The sequence below is a fragment of the Dehalogenimonas sp. W genome (assembly GCF_037094495.1).
Taxonomy (GTDB): domain Bacteria; phylum Chloroflexota; class Dehalococcoidia; order Dehalococcoidales; family Dehalococcoidaceae; genus Dehalogenimonas; species Dehalogenimonas loeffleri.
The window spans coordinates 720466-737459 of the sequence record NZ_CP146612.1; the positions used below are offsets into that span (position 1 = coordinate 720466).

General features: G+C 53.2%; 19 protein-coding genes. 18 read left to right on the top strand and 1 reads right to left on the bottom strand.

Annotated elements, in window-relative coordinates:
* Nucleotides 1–70: 70 nt before the first annotated feature.
* From V8247_RS03695 to V8247_RS03780, 18 genes are all read left to right on the top strand, one after another.
* A complete protein-coding gene (locus V8247_RS03695) occupies nt 71–427 on the top strand; it encodes a hypothetical protein (RefSeq protein ID WP_338738888.1) in 357 nt (118 codons plus the stop codon).
* Between the two features lie 150 nt (nt 428–577).
* The gene (locus V8247_RS03700) at nt 578–1582 is read left to right on the top strand and encodes an ABC transporter permease subunit (protein ID WP_338738890.1); all 1005 of its coding nucleotides are present in this window, start codon (nt 578–580) and stop codon (nt 1580–1582) included.
* 63 nt (nt 1583–1645) lie between these two features.
* Nucleotides 1646–1939, top strand: coding sequence for a hypothetical protein (locus tag V8247_RS03705; protein ID WP_338738892.1), 294 nt, complete (start codon nt 1646–1648; stop codon nt 1937–1939).
* Nucleotides 1929–2339 (top strand): type II toxin-antitoxin system VapC family toxin, encoded by a 411-nt coding sequence (locus tag V8247_RS03710; protein ID WP_338738894.1) that lies wholly within the window; start codon nt 1929–1931, stop codon nt 2337–2339. The genes V8247_RS03705 and V8247_RS03710 overlap by 11 nt, the downstream gene beginning before the upstream one ends.
* Before the next feature lie 155 nt (nt 2340–2494).
* Nucleotides 2495–3553, top strand: a complete 1059-nt coding sequence (locus tag V8247_RS03715) for a hypothetical protein (protein ID WP_338738896.1) — start codon at nt 2495–2497, stop codon at nt 3551–3553.
* A gap of 136 nt (nt 3554–3689) precedes the next feature.
* Nucleotides 3690–4181 carry a hypothetical protein gene (locus tag V8247_RS03720; RefSeq protein ID WP_338738898.1) on the top strand — a complete coding sequence of 164 codons (492 nt, stop codon included), beginning with the start codon at nt 3690–3692 and terminating at the stop codon, nt 4179–4181.
* Nucleotides 4182–4236: 55 nt separating this feature from the next.
* Nucleotides 4237–4569 carry a hypothetical protein gene (locus V8247_RS03725; RefSeq protein WP_338738900.1) on the top strand — a complete coding sequence of 111 codons (333 nt, stop codon included), beginning with the start codon at nt 4237–4239 and terminating at the stop codon, nt 4567–4569.
* Between the two features lie 219 nt (nt 4570–4788).
* Nucleotides 4789–4956 (top strand): hypothetical protein, encoded by a 168-nt coding sequence (locus V8247_RS03730; protein ID WP_338738902.1) that lies wholly within the window; start codon nt 4789–4791, stop codon nt 4954–4956.
* A 112-nt stretch (nt 4957–5068) separates the two neighbouring features.
* Entirely contained in the window at nt 5069–6118 is a 1050-nt protein-coding gene (locus V8247_RS03735; protein ID WP_338738905.1) for an ABC transporter permease subunit, read from the top strand.
* A complete protein-coding gene (locus V8247_RS03740) occupies nt 6115–7029 on the top strand; it encodes an ABC transporter ATP-binding protein (protein ID WP_338738907.1) in 915 nt (304 codons plus the stop codon). The genes V8247_RS03735 and V8247_RS03740 overlap by 4 nt, the downstream gene beginning before the upstream one ends.
* Before the next feature lie 466 nt (nt 7030–7495).
* The gene (locus tag V8247_RS03745; RefSeq protein ID WP_338738909.1) at nt 7496–7690 is read left to right on the top strand and encodes a hypothetical protein; all 195 of its coding nucleotides are present in this window, start codon (nt 7496–7498) and stop codon (nt 7688–7690) included.
* A 1-nt stretch (nt 7691) separates the two neighbouring features.
* Nucleotides 7692–8921 (top strand): hypothetical protein, encoded by a 1230-nt coding sequence (locus tag V8247_RS03750; RefSeq protein ID WP_338738911.1) that lies wholly within the window; start codon nt 7692–7694, stop codon nt 8919–8921.
* 9 nt (nt 8922–8930) lie between these two features.
* Complete coding sequence (locus tag V8247_RS03755) at nt 8931–9629, top strand: hypothetical protein (RefSeq protein WP_338738913.1); 699 nt, start codon at nt 8931–8933, stop codon at nt 9627–9629.
* A gap of 8 nt (nt 9630–9637) precedes the next feature.
* The gene (locus V8247_RS03760) at nt 9638–10168 is read left to right on the top strand and encodes a hypothetical protein (RefSeq protein ID WP_338738915.1); all 531 of its coding nucleotides are present in this window, start codon (nt 9638–9640) and stop codon (nt 10166–10168) included.
* Between the two features lie 1041 nt (nt 10169–11209).
* A complete protein-coding gene (locus V8247_RS03765) occupies nt 11210–14866 on the top strand; it encodes a DNA polymerase III subunit alpha (RefSeq protein ID WP_338738917.1) in 3657 nt (1218 codons plus the stop codon).
* Complete coding sequence (locus tag V8247_RS03770) at nt 14859–15122, top strand: putative signal transducing protein (protein ID WP_338738919.1); 264 nt, start codon at nt 14859–14861, stop codon at nt 15120–15122. Before V8247_RS03765 ends, V8247_RS03770 begins: the two co-directional genes overlap by 8 nt.
* Nucleotides 15103–15807: a TIGR01906 family membrane protein gene (locus tag V8247_RS03775; RefSeq protein WP_338738921.1), complete on the top strand. Its 705-nt coding sequence runs from the start codon at nt 15103–15105 to the stop codon at nt 15805–15807. The genes V8247_RS03770 and V8247_RS03775 overlap by 20 nt, the downstream gene beginning before the upstream one ends.
* A gap of 3 nt (nt 15808–15810) precedes the next feature.
* Nucleotides 15811–16440: a carbonic anhydrase gene (locus V8247_RS03780; protein WP_338738923.1), complete on the top strand. Its 630-nt coding sequence runs from the start codon at nt 15811–15813 to the stop codon at nt 16438–16440.
* A 36-nt stretch (nt 16441–16476) separates the two neighbouring features.
* On the opposite strand, the gene V8247_RS03785 is transcribed toward V8247_RS03780, so the two are convergent.
* Nucleotides 16477–16959: a CBS domain-containing protein gene (locus V8247_RS03785; protein ID WP_338738925.1), complete on the bottom strand. Its 483-nt coding sequence runs from the start codon at nt 16957–16959 to the stop codon at nt 16477–16479.
* Nucleotides 16960–16994 lie beyond the last annotated feature (35 nt).

The following is a 16994-nucleotide window of genomic DNA, read 5'->3' on the forward strand; positions in this document are numbered from 1 at the left end:
GTGGTATAATCGCTCCGGATAACGTCTATTAAGCCGGATTCCTAAATCCCATAAATGGAAGGGGGCCGTAGTGTTAAACACCTCTGTCAGCTCAACGGAGCCGGTCAAAAATACCTGGCTGCCTACCGGCGCGGGTTTCCTCAACATCATCAACGGCACTATTGAGATACTTGGCGGTCTGACGCTTATCGGTGCTGTTGAGGTGCTGTCGGGAATCAGGAACACCTGGGTGGGTGACACCTTTTTTGGTTTACCGCTGATTATCGCTGGAATAGTCGCTGTTATCGGCGGTATCTATTCTTTCCGAAGAAGGTCTTGGAAGCTGGCTCTCGCTGGAGCTGTCTGTTCATTATTTTTACTCCATTGGACGCTGACCGGCATATTTTCCATCATCCTCCTCTTCCAATCCAGAAAGGAATTCAAATAGAAAGAATGGATGCCAGAGTTCATAAATCGGAAAGGAGTATGTACTGATGTCGGGATTAGGGCTGATAGTATTCATCGGTAGTGCATTACTGATAGCCGGGGTCACATATGTCGTAGTGAAAGCGTTGTTAGCGTATATCAACAAGAAAAAATGATGTTAAGACTCTGGCTCCTTGAACTAAAGAAGATTTTCAAAGGGAAATCCTTCTATCTTGTGACTCTTTTACTGTTACTGTTTACCGTAATCACCATGGCGGGGCCGGGGGATTACTATGAACACCAGGTCATTGCCACCACAGATAGAATGAATGAAGCTATCGCTGCTCTTGGAGCAGACTATGACCTTGTATATTCTGAGGCGCTACCCGCCGGTTTTGACCGTAGCCGGTATCCGCTGCGGGATGAAAGCGGCAATAAAATCCCTGGAAATGTTGAGGTTTACCAGCAGATGTACCAGGAATATTATCAGGGACAAATTGACGCCCTTACGGCCGATGGCGCTGAATTTTCGTTCTCAAGCTTAATGTCGCCCGGCAAAATTGTTCCCATCATGCCGGTTTTTGCCGTTATTCTGGGAGTGATTGTTTTAGCTATGGAATATAATGGCGGTGTTTACCGTCTGATCATCGGGCGCGGTGTCAAAAGGGGCGATCTGATGTGGGCTAAATTCCTTGCGTTAGCCTCATTGGCGTTGTTGCTGGCAACGGTGTTGGTGATTACTTCATTTATTATCGGTCTGGCGAATTACAACAGTCTGGCCGCGGCGCAACCGCCCGTTATTGATCCCGGAGCCGTGTTTGAAATCTATTGGGTATTATTCCTCCTGCTGTTTGCTTATATGGTGTTTGGCGGGGTGCTGGGTACGCTCCTAGCCTCGCCGGTGCCGGCGTTGGTGGCAGGGGTGGTCATTGCCTTTATGCTGTCTCAGTTTTTTGTATATGGGCTGACGCCTTGCGGGGACGACATGCTGAGTGCAATTTCCCCGTTAACCCTGGGCTACAATTTCAACAGTCTGACCCACCTGTTGTGGGATTCGTCCGATAAAGTGGAATGTTACCGGAGTGTCCCCTGGGCTGTCGGGATGGCGTTGGCGTATATCACGGTTATGATTATGTTTGTTCAAGCCAACTTCGGTCACAAGGAGTTGAAGTCTTGACCGGTAGTATTAATGGTAGTATTATTAGTATGCCGATATTATGTTGCAGGATGGAGGATTCAAATGGGTGGCAAAGCGAAGACGGAAAAAATGTCGGTTACTCTGCCCAAGGAATTAGCCGGGGAAATACGTACGGTCGCTTCTCAGGGAGAAATCAGCGCCTTTTTTACCGAGGCGTTGGAGTATTACCTGGCCCGGCGCAAGCAGATGATTGCCTTGGAGAGAGGCTTGGGTGCCTGGAAAGATAAAAGCCATCCTGACCTGATGACTCCTGAGGATTCAACAGCCTGGGTTCGCGGTATCAGAACGGCGGGTGAAGTACGGCTGCCCGGGCCTGTAGAGACTAGTGTCGGGTAGTCGGGTCAAAGGCATCGCGTGTGTCGTTGATACGGATATCGCTATTGATTTTCTTAGAAAACGAGAATACGCCCGCATACTGTTAAATCGGTGGGCCGATGACGGTCTGCTGGCTGTAAGCACACTCACCCACCTTGAAATATACCAGGGTATGAAGCCCGCAGAGGAAGCGGACACCAATGCTTTCCTGGATGGTCTGGTTTCCATTGGTGTTGATGTCCCGGTTGCCCGGCAGGCGGGTATGATGTTAAGGGCGCTTCGTTCAACAGGGATAACCATCGGTATGGCTGATGCTATTATCGCCGCTACTGCCCTTTGGCTGGGGGTTCCGCTGTTGACCAACAACGTAGAGCACTATCCGTTTACTGATTTGCAGGTCATCAGGGGTTTGAAAATTTAAGTAATTGGTAGCTGACCACCAGGCGGATGGGATGTCCGATTTGTTCCGGTTTCTCACAAAAAAAAACCTCAAAAACCCCGTTTCGTTCATCTCCCGTTCATGTTCGGGTGGTATAATCATCCTCCGTGGCGGCCTAATTAAAAAGCGGGGGTAAAATGAAAAAGTGGCTGTTTCCCTCTGTCGTTTTTATTCTGTTGATGACTTCAGCGTGTTTTTCGCCGGTGTCTGAACCGGTGAAGACCGCTGTCCCTGTTTTGGATTCCTTGCCGGTATATGATTTGAAACGGGGGGATGACCTGGTTCCCACCCCCGGCGGCCTGGCTTATCGAGCCTTGGTTGCCTCAGCAGAAGATACTGAATATTGGCCGGCTGTTGAAACCAATCCGGTTGATCTTTATCGGGCTCAAGGCCGGGAGAGTCTTAATTATCGGAAAAATATTGAGACTGCTCCAGGTGAAACGCATTACAGCATGTTTTACCTCAGCCGTCCAAGCGGTTTTTCAGCTGAGGAGGAATTGAATTTTTATACCGCCGATCTCCCTGAAAGCATCCAGCTTTCCCAGTATGGTAGCGGCGGGTTGTGGTTGCCCGGGACGCTGGCCTCAGCCTTGATAATCACGGTTTCCGAAAACATTGAGCCGGGTGAGCACTCGTTTGAAATCGGGTTGCGTACTTCGGAGTTTGATTACGGCCGGTTTCCAGTTCGTTTGAAGATTGTCGGCACCCCCGCCTTGGCGATGCCTTTCAATGAACCGTTACTGTCCCTGAATTTGAATCATACCATGGCCGGGGATCGGGTGGTGTTGGATGTTTACCCTGACGGCTTGATGGTTCAGATTTACGATGAAGGAATCCGGTTCCCGGTTTTTGGGAACCCTGCCACCCGCACCTGGAAAACTGCTGTGCTTTCGGAATCCGAACTGAACAGTTTACTGGCAACCGTATCCGCGAGTGGCTTTTATGAACTGGCGTCTGCTTATTCCTTTCCCGGCCGCCTTAACGAAAGCGGATTGTCTTTCGGGGACATGATATTGTCCATAACCGCAAGCGTCAACGGCCTGACTCATACGGTGAATGCAACCGGCTATCTGTCTCCTGACGGTGACCGGTCATTCCCGGATATGCCGGCGCAACTGTCTCAAGTCTATGAAGCCATCGTTAGTCTGACCGATAAATTGGTTACCGTCATCCAACAAGAGATACCTCAGGGGTAGTGGGGCAGAATAATGATGTGTTTGAAAGGACTATGAAATCTTGAAGCGTTTCAGGCAATCTGTTTTTCTGGTGCTAGCGGTAACCCTTCTATTGTCGGGAGTGTCATGTATTGATCAAAAGGACACGTCTGATATTATGGTCAATACCGGTTTAATCCAGACTCAGGAATTCATCGTTACCTCAGAATCAACGGAGTTGGAGACGTCGGTCAGGGGTTCTATCTTGCTTTTCGGCAATGATAGCGTCACCGAACGTATCTCAATTATAGCCTGGGTCAATATTGATCCGAACGATTGGGGTGGGGTTGTCTTTTATATCCCGGGAAACTGGAATATTTCCGGTGTTACCAGTAGTTATCAACAAAATACAACACCCGATAATGAAGCAGTGATCATCTGGCGTACCGGTGACACCGATGAAGAATACGATAAAAGAATAGAAATCGGAATGAACCGTTATACACCGTCAGGAGGTGGAACCGGAGTGGTCGTTATTGAACTTGACAGGATTGATAAAAGTGCCGATTCATCGGCAATATTCAGGGTACTGATTGGAGTGGGTAGTGATGAGAAAGACGGAATTAGGATTTCTCATCCTGATTATAAAGTAATTGAGGTGCTGAATTAGTCGGAGAATAATAGAAAAAAATGCTAACTATAATAGTGCTTCAACGAGGGTTCAAATGAGGAATATAGTTTCCAGCTTAATCATAGTCACCAGTATTATTGCAGGTATCATGTTGTTCGTATTGATGAAACCGGACTCTGCCCCAATCATCACGATCGGCTTTTTAGCCAATTTGGTGGTATTTATCGTTGCCTTGATTAATTTAATGCGTAATCGCTTGAGGCAATTAATAATAGGCGGAATAGCCGGCGGAGTTTTGTTGCTGGTAATTGTAGCAAACGATGTTGTTGGCGGAACGGGCCATCAATTACCTGTAATAGTGGGAGTATATTCCAGTTTTTTGGTTTATTGTTTTTTGTTGGGATGCTGGTCGCCGCGGGAATCGTAGTCAAAGGCCAAAGCCGGGTTTTGGCTTTAGCCCCGGCAGTGACGATATATCTGATCTATTCAGTATTATTGTTACAAACTCGTGCGGGTTGGTACGTCATATTGGTTGAATCTTTTCTGATCTTCCTGCCGTTTATTCTTGTGTTGGGATTATCTACAGTCTTTGTTCTTCACGGATCAACCAAACAAAGTCACAGGTAGTTTATAGGAAGCAAATCTGATGTTGAATCCGGGTTTTTGGCCAAGAGCTGGTATCTTATTTGTCGGGATGATTCTTACGGCAACAGGGATGATTACCGGTTCGGTTTTTGCCTCGGTAATGGGAGCTGTTTTCTTTCTCGTTGGCGTAGTCGGAGTTGTCGCCCATTTCATGAAAACCGACGGATAATATTTTAAAAAATTCTCTAAAAACCCCGTTTCGTTCATCTCCCGTTCATGTTGGGGTGGTATAATGCCCCGAAAGCCGTGGAAAAACGGCAAAAAACCATCCGGAGGTGCCCATGTCCGACACCAGCAGTCTCTTCCGGCTCAGCCGCCTGGAGTTCCGGAAGCTCCGCAAAGGTGCATCGCTCTACATCATCGCGGCGGTCATTATCCTTTTCTCCATACTGATAAGCTCCAATGCTAGTGATTCCTACAATTTTCAGGTGCGGCAGTTAGACCAGAATTATTCTGAGATAGTTTCCCAACTGGATGCCGGTCATATGGTATTGTTCTCGAATTTTATTCCGGACGACTTTGACTGGCGGGCCTACCCGGTAAACGATGAAGAGGGCAACCCTATTCCAGAAAATATAGAGTTCTGGAAGGACTTCTACCGGGATGCCGTCCAGGCGGAGAAAGACAAGCTGACCGCTGAAGACGGACGTTTTTCGCTTGCGCAGCTAACCAGTAGCGCCGCTATCAGCTTTTCCAATCTTATTCCGGTGCTGGGAGTGGCGGCCGGTGTCAGCCTGTTTGCCGGCGAATTTCGTAATTCCACCTACCGGCTGATGTTATCCCGCGGCATCCGCCGTAACTCCCTGATGAGTGCCAAAATACTCACGGTAATCGGCATGTCGCTATTCTTTGCCCTGGTGCTTGGTCTGGCGGTGACGCTGAGCGGTTATATGTCCTATTCCGGTTTGTCCGCTGCGGCGCCGGCGGCGTTCAGTTTCGGCGCTTTCCTGTCTATTATCTGGCTGGGGGCTTTGATGTTCCTGGGCTACACCATGGGCGGGGCAGCCCTGGGCATACTGCTGGCTTCGCCGGTAACCGCCATGACCGTCGGCCTGATCATTGCCTTTGTCGGCGGCACCATCTTTCTGTTCGCCCATCCGGGTATGGACGGCATCATCGGTTCGTTGTCGCCGCTGTCGCTGGGCTATAACTATGGTTCCATGATTCAGGAAACCTGGGTCAACACCACCAGTTTGGGGGTTACCGTTCCGGGCGAAGGGCGTAATGACTACCGTGACCTGCCGGCGGCCTTCATCGGCGCCTTCATCTATATCAGCTTGTACACCACAGTTGTCTTTACCGTGTTCGGTCGCAAGGAGTTGAAAGCATGAATGTAAGTAACAATATTCTGGAAACTGAAAATCTGACCAAACGCTTCGGCGAGGTCACCGCCGTTAAGGATTTGAATATCACCGTTGAGCGCGGACAGGTCTTCGGCTTCCTCGGCCCCAACGGCTCCGGTAAAACCACCACCATTTCCTGTGTCCTGGGTCTGCTGTCTCCCACCTCCGGGAAGGTACGGCTGTTTGGTGAGCCGTGGCAGGCGGAGTCTTTACGCCGGGTCGGCGTGGTCATGGATCTGCACGGCTTCTACCCCAATTTCTCCGGCCGGGACAACGTTCAGATTTTTGGCGAACTGACCGGGCCCGTGTCCGATGAGCGGGTGGATGAAGTGTTGAAACTGGTCGGTCTGGCCGACCGGGCTAAAAGCAAGTTCCGCACCTATTCCATGGGTATGAAACAACGCCTGGCGGTGGCCCTGGCCCTGCTGAATGACCCGGAGTTTCTGATACTGGATGAACCCACCAACGGTATGGACCCGGAAGGTATTGTTGAAATCCGTAATCTGATTAATGATCTCAACCGGCAGGGCAAGACTATCCTGCTGGCGTCTCATCTGCTGTCGGAGGTGGAGCAGGTGTGTACCCATCTGGCTATCCTCAAGAAAGGCGTGGTCGTCAGTCAAGGGGCACTGGCCGACCTTATCAGCGGCGCCGGTCAGGCCGGGGTCGTCTTTGAGATCATCACCTCTGACCTGGCGGCATCGGCCGCTGTGCTGGAAAAAGCCGGCTACGAGGTTAAGCAGGGCCGGGACAGGGTTCTGGTGTCCGCTCCCGCAGACGCGGCTGAAAAGATATCCGCCGCTCTGGCCGGAGAGAAGCTCTATGTCACCGAGATGCGCCGCACCACCGGCAGTCTGGAAAGTGTCTTTATTGAGGCCACCCAGCCGGGCAAGAAATAGAATGGATAAAGAGAGCCACCCGGCGGAAAATCGTATGGACAAGGAAAAAAGATTGTTTTACGGCCTGCAGTTGACGGTCGTAGTTAGTGCCACCATTCTCAATACGGCCTCGTCAAGCCACCTCAGAAGTAACCAACCATGAATAACACAATCAGGTCTCAATTAGGATTGCAGCGGATGATTGCCTGTCAGGCGGGCAGACGATTCGGTATGTCCGGCATGTCGGAGCCCGCTACGCCGGAGAGAAATATGATGTTTTACCGATGAGATTCGGGGTTTTTGAGATTTTGTTCATCGGGCTGCTCCTGGCCGGGCTGGTTTGGGTTGTTTACTAGATTGCCCGGCCACCGGCGGCGCCTGAGCATGAATCGCTGAAACAGGAACTGCGTGACCTGCGCCGCCGCCTGGCGGCTCTGGACTCCGCTGAAGGGGAAAACTCGGCTGAGGATAAAGGAGACACGCATTGATGACATTCGGTTTTATGGAATTCATAATCATATTCATCAATATCTTGCTCTGGCTTGTCCCCATCGCTATCGTCGTCATTCTGGTGCGGAACTACCTTCTCAAACGTCGTCGGGAAGAAAACCGGGAACTTCGGGAGGAAATAGACGCTTTGAAGGATCAGGTTTCCTCTCTGGAGCAGAAAAGGAAGGACTGAGATGCTTGGATTTTACGCTTACCTTTTAACATGGTATATCCTCGCCGCCATTATCGGTGTCATCGTATTCCGTGACGCCCGGAAGCTGGGCCGGCGCACCGGCGAAGCACTGCCCTGGGGTATCGCTTCGGGGCTGTTGCTCCCCTTTGTCGCCCTGATTTACTATTTTATTACTCGCCGGGACTGGCAGAAGGAAGCCGCCGGTGAGGTTCCGGTGGCTGATGAATCCGCTAGTCCGTTTATCCGTTTTCTGCACTCAGCCGGTCGTAACCGGGGCGTTCTCGTCGTGTTGCTGCTGATCCTGTTCTCCGTGGGTGCCAATCTCTACGGCCAGGGCTGGTTCTGCTTCAACTTCGGTGGTTCGGAGGATGTTGACCCGCTGACGGTCCAGTGGCAGAGCGGCATCGGTGCCTGTTTTGACGGTCAGTATCTGTGGGTGGCTGACGACGGCGACCGCTCGGTTCGCAAGGTAGACCCGGCTGACGGGTCGGTAGTGGCGGAGGTCCCTATCGAGGGCCGGGCCGAGGGCATGGCTTTTGATGGGAAGTATCTATGGGTATCGGTGCTCAGCGGGAGTTACCCGAGTGGTCACTTGGTGAAAATAAATGCCGCCAATCTTAAGGTGACAGTGTATGACCAATGGACGGTCAACCCTGATGATTACGGCTCCCTGTATTATGACGGCAAATATCTCTGGGGCGGTATGGACAGCCTCAGCAAGATCTGCCGCACCAACGGCATCGTTTTGGAAGACCATCTGGTGAATAATGGCCTTAGCTATCTTTCTTCCGATGGGCGGTACCTGTGGGCGGCTGGGGAGTCCTTTTATCGTATTGATCCCGAAAATGGCGTTATCGGGGACCCCATCGGCCTGATGCCCGGTGCTCTTGGTGGTTCGCTTGTCTTTGACGGTGAAGATTTATGGTATTATATCGGCCCCTTTCTCTACTGGCTGGATCTGGACGCTGCCGGCAATCCCATCTCCGTGACCACTATGGATATGCCGGTATACGGCGGCAACTCCGTTACCGACGGCAGCAGTATCTGGATGGTGGACTATGAGGACGGCACGGTGGCCGAATTTGATATTGCCACTCAGGAAATCATCGGCCTGACTACTTATTCTTTCGCCGAAGGTACCTATGCCATGAGAGCCGCTCTGGCTTACGACGGTCAGGACGTCTGGGTCGTCAACCGCGCCAATGGTTCGGTTTTCAAATTATTAGACTGAGGAATAACCATGGCAATACCCCGAAAATATCTGGTTCCGGTAATCATGCTCCTGGCGGGGCTGGTGGCGTTCTCCGGTTGCGCCAATCCGTCAGTTGCCGTTTCCAGTCATATTGATGACCTGGATCTGACCGGGGTCTGGCACCAGGTCGTGGATGTCATTGATGTTCAGGAAGAGACGGCCCGGCTGGACACGTTCAATCTGCTTACCGATGCTGATGGTGACATACAAAAGTTGTCTCTGAAATTCTATGGCTACGATACTGACGGGAGCCCGAAATTCTATTCCGCCGAGATGAACTCTGCCGGTCAGCTGGTGGTAAAAACGTTGGTCACCACATCGGTTTTGGAGTACCGGCACCCGTTGGGGATTCTGGCCGAACTTGATGCCGTGGGCATCGCGGCGTTGGAGCGTGGGGATGGCGGGTTGGCCGTGCAAATAAGATTCCAGCGTAACGATATCGGCTACACATATGACTATGTGGATGTCTTCCATCTGGCACACGGTCATTTGCGGCAACTGGAACTAATAAGATTATCCAGCAATTATTATAGCTGTACCATTGAATATTTCCGGCTTCAAAAATCTGATTCCGGTATCAATACCACGCCGCCGATGCCTGTTCCGCCGGGTGAAAGGACCGGACAGGTCTGGTTTTTAACCGAAGATATTAACCGGGCCACCGACGTGGTTTATCTGGGAGGTTGATTGTAACGATGACCAGGAAATCATTGGTGTTGGTTGCCGTTTCGCTGCTGGCCGTACTGTCTGCATGCGGTGATTCTCAGAATCCCGCGACGCAACCGCCTGCGACAACCAGCGTCAATTTTGATGTCGCGGCGGTTGCCGCCCAATACATTCCGGCCGAAATACTGGCAGCCGGAGAACTCTCCCCAACCAGCGTTAACATCAACCCGATCACGCCCAGGCATTTTAAATTCACCCTGACGGAGCCGGTTACCCTGGCGCAAATGGGATTGGAAGATAACCCTCTGGTTGATGACCGCAGCACCGGCGAGTTGCCGGCGGGACAATTCGTTCAATTCACCTTTAAAGTCCAGGCTGAAACCAACGAATTGCTGGAAGTTACCGCCACCGACAAGGTTATCCCGGATATTACCTTCGGCCCCTTCCCTCCGCCGCCGCCGAGTGTTAACCCGATTATGCTCATCGCTGCCTTTACCGCGGGCATTTCGCTGGCCGGGTTGTTATTCACCTGGTTCCGCCGCCGCCGCCGCACCGGATAGAACTTTCGGCCCGGTACCGTTCCCATCCAGTCATTGCGAAAGCGCGAAGCGCTTGTGGCAATCCAGCAAGAATAGTCTGAGACCGTTTTGTAGGGGCTTGGCATGCCAAGCCCGCCCGGTAAAAAGCCTGACAGCTGACGGCTGACACCTTACACCTTACGCGCCGCCGCCGAAGCAATCTCGGTTTCCCCCATTGTCATTACCCGTGGAAACGGGTAATCCATAAGAACCGATACTGTACGATTGCTTTCGGCCTGGTACCCCGTTTCGGACATTTGGGTTTGTAATTTAGAAATTGTATGGGATTTGGTGCTTAGAGCTTGGAATTTCCATCGCAACGTAACCATGCCGCGTCCACCCGGTACCGTTCCCATCCAGTCATTGCGAAAGCGCGAAGCGCTTGTGGCAATCCAGCAAGAATAGTCTGAGACCGTTTTGTAGGGGCTTGGCATGCCAAGCCCGCCTGGTACCCCGTTTCGGACATTCGGATTTGTAATTTAGACATTGTTTGGGATTTGGTGCTTAGAGCTTGGAATTTCCGTCGCGACGTTGCTCAGGCCCGCCCTGTAAAGGCTGAAAGCTGATAGCTGACGGCTGACAGCTCGCCTAAAATATATTTCCAAAATGGGACATTTACCTCTTGCCTAACACACAATAATATGCTATTATATGTTCTGATAAAAAGACGTTTTGGTTGTCAGCCTATTTTCGTAGCACTCCTCTGGAACAGCAGTTACATTCATAAGAAGAGGATTCGTTTCCTTCGCTTTTAGAAAAGGGTACCAATACTTTACCATGTTGCCGTCCCGTAACATCAGCCGCTGCTGTAATGCGCCGGAAAAGGGCTATTATTACACTCCAGCCATCCTCGTGAGGCTGCTGCCGAAGTAATCCCTGTACATTTTACTGAAAACTGCCCCTTTTCGGCTGGCCGCTGATAGCTGAAAGCTGACTGTTGACAGCCAATTGCCGTCCGCTTAGCCCTGAACTCTCAGGACGGAGAGTCCCCGGTGATGTTATAATGACCGCGGATTTTACCGCATGTTTACACACCTTCACGTTCATACTGAATTCAGCCTGCTGGATGGCATGTGCCGCATTCCGGTGCTGGTCGCCCGTGCCAAAGAACTGGGCATGACCGCCCTGGCCATTACCGACCACGGCAATATGCACGGCGCCCTCCGGTTCTACCGGGAGTGCCGCGCTCAGGGTATCAAGCCCATTATCGGCTGCGAGGTCTATGTCGCCCCCGGTTCCCGGCTGGATAAAACCGCCGCTGACAAGAATCATCGTCACCTGGTGCTGCTGGCCCGCGATCTCACCGGTTACCGTAACCTGCTCAAGCTGGTTTCCCTGGCCAATACCGATGGCTTCTACTACAAGCCCCGCGTGGATAAGGAAATCCTCGCCCAGTACCGGGAAGGGTTGATTGCCATGTCGGCCTGTCCTTCCGGCGAGGTGCCGCGGCTGATCATGGAGAGCCGGCTGGATGAGGCCCGCGAGGCAGCTGCCTGGTACCGGGACAACTTTAATGGTGAGTTTTACTTTGAGATCCAGCGGCATCCAATGCCGGAACTGGATAAAATCAACAACGCCCTCATCGCCCTGTCCAAAGAACTGGATATTCCGCTGACGGCCACCGGGGATGTGCACTACGTCCGGCGGGAAGATGCCCAGACCCATGACCTGCTGCTGTGCATCGGCACCGGCGCCATGGTGAAGGATACCGCCCGGATGAAAATGCAGGCGGACTCGTTCTACCTGAAAAGCGAAGCTGAGATGGCGGAGCTTTACCGGGACATTCCGGAGGCGCTGGCAAATACCGGTAAGATTGCCGATAAATGCGACCTGACGCTGGAGTTCGGGCGGCTGCACCTGCCGCAGATAGACCGGCCGGCCGGCATGACCTCCGACGAATATGTCGCTGATCTATGCTATCAGGCACTGCCGAAATACTACCCCGATGCTTCCGACGCGGTGAAGGAACGACTGGCTTATGAGCTGGATGTCATCAGACAAACCCAGTTCGCCGATTACTTCCTGGTCGTCTGGGACATCATCCGGTTCGTCAAGGAACGCGGCATCTACTTCGGCGTCCGCGGCTCGGCGGCGGCTTCCATCGTCCTGCGCTGCCTGGACATCACCGAGGTTGATCCGCTGGAATACAAGCTGGTTTTTGAACGCTTCCTGAACATTGAACGCAAGGAAATGCCGGATATTGACATGGACTTTCAGGATGACCGCCGTGACGAGGTCATTGAGTATGTGTCGGAAAAATACGGACTGGATCATGTTGCCCAGATCATCACCTTCGGCACGCTGGGTGCCCGGGCGGCCATCCGGGACACCGGTCGGGCGCTGGGCATTGATCTGGCGGATGTGGACCGGGTCGCCCGCCTGATTCCCTTCGGTCCCAATATGACGCTGGATAAAGCCCTGGAAGAAAACACTGAACTGCGCGAGGCGGTAGCCTCAGACGGTACCGTGCAGAAGATAATTGATGCTGCGCGCCAGGTTTCCGGTTTATCCCGGCATGCCAGCACCCACGCCGCCGGCGTGGTCATTTCCAAGGACCCGCTGGCGCTGCATACCCCGCTGCAACGCCTGAACCGGGAATCATCTCAGGGCGGCAAGGCCGACCTGGTGATGACCCAGTACCCCATGGAAGACATCGGGCTGATTGGTCTGCTGAAGATGGACTTCCTTGGTCTGGCCAACCTGTCCATCCTGTCGCGGGCACAGCAGATTATCGGCGAACGCCGCGGTCAGCCGCTGGACGTGCACAGTATTCCGCTGGATGACGCCAAAACCTTTAAACTGCTGGCCGCCGGCGAAACCATGGGCGTCTTCCAGTTGGAAGGCGTCGGCATGCGCCGCTACATCAAGGAATTGAAACCGACCCATTTTACCGACATCGCCGCCATGGTCGCCCTTTACCGGCCCGGCCCGATGGAGCAGATTCCGCGCTTTATTAAAAGCAAACACGGCGAGGAACCTATTACGTACCCGCACCCGGCGCTTGAGGAGATACTGCAGGAAACCTATGGCGTTATCGTCTATCAGGAGCAGGTGCTCTTTATCGCCCGCACCTTCTCCGGCTTCTCGTTAGGCCAGGCGGACATCCTGCGTAAGGCCATGGGTAAAAAGAACCCGGAAGTCATGCAGAAACAGAAGCAGAACTTTATCGCCGGGGCGCTGAAAAACGGTTATACCGCAGAACTGGCCGCCGAAATCTTCGGTCTGATTGAGCCGTTTGCCGGTTACGCCTTTAACAAAGCCCACGCCGTCAGTTATGCCCTGATTGCCTATCAGACGGCGTATCTCAAAGCTAATTTTCCGGTAGAGTACATAGCCGCCTTCCTGGCCACCCAGCGTGATGTCGCTGAAAAGGTCGCCGCCGCCGCCGTGGAATGCCGCCGCCTGGGTCTTGAACTGCTGCCGCCGGATATCAATGCCAGCGATGTCAATTTCACCATTGAAGAAACCGGCAAAGGCTCGGCCATCCGTTTCGGTCTGGCGGCGGTCAAAAATGTCGGTGAAACGGCGGTCGCCGCGTTGGTGGCGGAACGCAACACCGGCGGGCCTTTCCGCGGCGTAGAGGATTTCTGCCGCCGGGCTGATGCCGCCTGCATGAACCGCCGCGTCCTGGAGAGCCTGATTAAGGCCGGAGCGCTGGATTCCTTCGCTGACCGGGGGGCTTTATTACATAATGCCGGCCGCCTTCTGGAGTTTGCCGAACGGGAACGCCGTATCCGTGATTCAGGTCAGGGGACGCTGTTTGATCTTTTCGGCGGCGTGGCCGAAGCCCCGCCGATGGTGCTGGAACTGGACGGCGGCAGTGCCTCGCTCAATGATATTCTGGCCTGGGAGAAGGATTTGCTCGGGCTGTATATTTCGGCGCATCCTTTTTCCCGCTTTGTCGGCCATATTGACCATGACACCACCGCCACCTGCGGTGAGATCACTGAAGAAATGGACGGTCAGTTGGCCACCCTGGCCGGAATGGTGGTGACCGCCCGCCAGTCCCAAACCCGGGACGGCAATACCTTCGCCTCCGTGGAACTGGAAGACCTGAATGGCCGGGTGGAGGTAGTGGCCTGGCCCAAGCTGTTCGCCCAGACCCGGGAATTCTGGCAGGAAGGCAACGTCTTGCTGGTGGAAGGCAAGGTGGTGTTCCGCGGTGACCGCGGCTCCATTCATGCCGATGCCGTCAGGCTCTATCAGCCCGGCGCTGAGGAAGCCGATGTTCAGGTGGGTGAGATGGTCCGCATCCAAAGAAAGACCGGCGGCAACGGTTACAACGGCCGGCGGGATTTCTCTCCCCGGCCGCCCAAAGCTGTTGCCAAACCCAAACCGAGTCCGGTCAAGGCGACGGCCGCCGCTGAACCGGCTGAAAAAATTACCCCGCACAATTTACCGTCAGATAAGGAAACACCGCATAACATGTCCCGTAGCTTAAATGTTGTTCTTAACCAAACCGAAAACGCTGAAGCTGATCTCAAACTATTTAACAAGGTCATGGATATTCTCAGTCTGTATCCCGGCCCCGGCAGCGTTAATCTCCAGATTGCCTGCCCCGGCAAGTTGTACCGGCTAAAAATGACCCAGGTGAGAGTAACCTGTAACGATGAATTACTGGAGGAACTGGTGACCCTGCTGGGTGATACCGGCAGTGCCGCCTATGAAGGCCATGGCTGATAACGAGTGGGTTGCCGCCGCAACGGCGGATAATGAGTTTGCCGCCACTTTGTGGCGGGATATCCTGGTTGATTCCGGTATTCCGGCCTATATTGAATCCTCCGGTTCGGCTACCTTTCTGCAGGTAGCGTCGGCGCTGATGCCGCGCCGGGTGATGGTGCCTCAGGAAAAGCTGGAAGAGGCCCGGGCGGTTCTGGCTGATATTGAAGAGGTTGACACTCCACCTGTTGAGAGCGATGAAGCTGACGACGCCTGATTGGCCCCGGCTCAGCGCCTGGACGCTGGCGGTCGTGCTGCCCCTGTTGATTATCAGTGCCGTTATCGCCGCCGCCTTTAACTTCCAGCCGCTTTATGAGTACGGCTTCAGCCGTTATAACGTCGCTGAGGCCACCGGGCTGGCCCCGGCGGAACTGACTAAGGCCGCCCACGGTTTGACGGCCTATTTTAATTCCGGTGATGAGTTTATTGATCTGGTCGTTGTGAAGGACGGCGAGCCCTTTACCCTGTTTAATGAGCGGGAAATTATTCACCTCTATGACGTGAAGGCCTTGATCCGCCTGGACTATCTGGGGCTGGACGTCAGCTTGGGGTATTCGTTGCTGGTGGCCGGGCTTTTGTTTTACCGCCGGCAAAGGCAGCTTTTAGCAGCCCCGGTTTTCTGGGGCGGGTCGTTGACCCTGGCCGTGGTCGCCGCGCTGGGTTTGGCCGCCGCCATTGACTTCAACGCCTTTTTTACCCGCTTCCACATGATTAGTTTTGCCAATGATTTCTGGTTGCTGGATCCGTCAACCGACTATCTCATCATGTTGTTTCCCGGCGGTTTCTGGCAGGACGCCGTGATTTTCCTCGGTCTGGGCATTGTAATAATCGCTGCGGTAGCGGCGTTTATCGGCTGGCGGAGTCTTGGCCGCCAGAATATTGATAAGAACAGTGGAGATTAAGTCATGACCAACATAGAGCGACTGAAAGCCGGTTTCAAGGTGTTCCGCGAGGATTACTACAGCGGCCACCGGCACCAGTTTGAAGATTTAAAACAGGGGCAGCGACCCCGGGTGATGATTATATCCTGCTCGGATTCCCGGGTTGACCCGGCCATTCTGACTAACAGCGGGCCGGGAGAGATATTTACCGTCCGCAACGTGGCTAATCTGGTGCCGCCGTATGAAGAAACCGGCGGTTATCATGGCGTCAGTGCCGCCCTGGAATTCGCCGTCTGTAATCTTCAGGTGTCTAATATTATTGTGCTGGGTCATTCGCAATGCGGCGGCATCGGCGCACTGATGGCTGATGGTGTTTCCGGCAGGGACAAGTTCATTTCCAACTGGATGACTATTGCTGAACCGGCTCGACGGCAGGTGAACGCCGAATTACCGTCAGCCGATATCGCAACTCGTTGCAGGGCGGCTGAGCGAGCCGCAGTCGCTCTTTCACTGGATAATCTGCGGACCTTCCCTTTTGTCGCCGAAAGGCTTTTAAGCGGTGAATTGACGCTTCACGGCTGGTACTTTGACCTGGAGAACGGCGACTTACTGGAGTATCAACCCGAAACAGCTATGTTTCAGAGTATCGTGTAAGCCGCGTAGGCGGCCGCGCTGAGGTTGTCTGTTTTACTACTCTTCCGGTCGGTTGAGTTCGCTGTGTCCGGCTTCAATGGCTTTGAGCAGCACTTCCGACAACCGTAAGTCCCCGATGACCTGGCCGTCGTCATCAACTACCGGCAGAATGTCCTCGCCGAGGTCCATCATGCGTTGAAAGGCGTCTTCAAGTCGGTCGTTTTCTTTGAGGCCGAAGGACCGCCGGCTGCCATGCGCCAGATCCTTCGCTTTAATTGAGGTAACCAGCTCACTGATCTGGGAGTAGGAACCTTCGTTGCGCCATTTACCGAAAAGCTGGTATTCCGCCCATTTCTGAATAGCCAGCCGGGATACCATGCCGGCAAATTTCTTATCTTCATCAATTAAAAACACGCCCCGGACTGACGGGTTCGTGGCATAAATATTAATCAGGCGCTCAAGAGTCGTGTCCTGATCCGCAATAAGACTGGCCGTGCCGTGGAGCAGATAAACATCTCTTACCAGCAGTACCTGGTTCATCGGTAGCCCCCTTGAGTTAGTCTCCTGCTTAATTG

What these genes read in the sequence shown, in the direction of transcription:
- V8247_RS03750 (WP_338738911.1), top strand. Translation starts at nt 7,692, where the DNA reads ATGCTTGGATTTTACGCTTACCTTTTAACATGGTATATCCTCGCCGCC.
- V8247_RS03755 (WP_338738913.1), top strand. Translation starts at nt 8,931, where the DNA reads ATGGCAATACCCCGAAAATATCTGGTTCCGGTAATCATGCTCCTGGCG.
- V8247_RS03725 (WP_338738900.1), top strand. Translation starts at nt 4,237, where the DNA reads ATGAGGAATATAGTTTCCAGCTTAATCATAGTCACCAGTATTATTGCA.
- V8247_RS03770 (WP_338738919.1), top strand. Translation starts at nt 14,859, where the DNA reads ATGGCTGATAACGAGTGGGTTGCCGCCGCAACGGCGGATAATGAGTTT.
- V8247_RS03720 (WP_338738898.1), top strand. Translation starts at nt 3,690, where the DNA reads ATGGTCAATACCGGTTTAATCCAGACTCAGGAATTCATCGTTACCTCA.
- V8247_RS03700 (WP_338738890.1), top strand. Translation starts at nt 578, where the DNA reads ATGATGTTAAGACTCTGGCTCCTTGAACTAAAGAAGATTTTCAAAGGG.
- V8247_RS03745 (WP_338738909.1), top strand. Translation starts at nt 7,496, where the DNA reads ATGACATTCGGTTTTATGGAATTCATAATCATATTCATCAATATCTTG.
- V8247_RS03715 (WP_338738896.1), top strand. Translation starts at nt 2,495, where the DNA reads ATGAAAAAGTGGCTGTTTCCCTCTGTCGTTTTTATTCTGTTGATGACT.
- V8247_RS03765 (WP_338738917.1), top strand. Translation starts at nt 11,210, where the DNA reads ATGTTTACACACCTTCACGTTCATACTGAATTCAGCCTGCTGGATGGC.
- V8247_RS03735 (WP_338738905.1), top strand. Translation starts at nt 5,069, where the DNA reads ATGTCCGACACCAGCAGTCTCTTCCGGCTCAGCCGCCTGGAGTTCCGG.
- V8247_RS03740 (WP_338738907.1), top strand. Translation starts at nt 6,115, where the DNA reads ATGAATGTAAGTAACAATATTCTGGAAACTGAAAATCTGACCAAACGC.
- V8247_RS03730 (WP_338738902.1), top strand. Translation starts at nt 4,789, where the DNA reads ATGTTGAATCCGGGTTTTTGGCCAAGAGCTGGTATCTTATTTGTCGGG.
- V8247_RS03785 (WP_338738925.1), bottom strand. Translation starts at nt 16,959, where the DNA reads ATGAACCAGGTACTGCTGGTAAGAGATGTTTATCTGCTCCACGGCACG.
- V8247_RS03705 (WP_338738892.1), top strand. Translation starts at nt 1,646, where the DNA reads ATGGGTGGCAAAGCGAAGACGGAAAAAATGTCGGTTACTCTGCCCAAG.
- V8247_RS03775 (WP_338738921.1), top strand. Translation starts at nt 15,103, where the DNA reads ATGAAGCTGACGACGCCTGATTGGCCCCGGCTCAGCGCCTGGACGCTG.
- V8247_RS03760 (WP_338738915.1), top strand. Translation starts at nt 9,638, where the DNA reads ATGACCAGGAAATCATTGGTGTTGGTTGCCGTTTCGCTGCTGGCCGTA.
- V8247_RS03780 (WP_338738923.1), top strand. Translation starts at nt 15,811, where the DNA reads ATGACCAACATAGAGCGACTGAAAGCCGGTTTCAAGGTGTTCCGCGAG.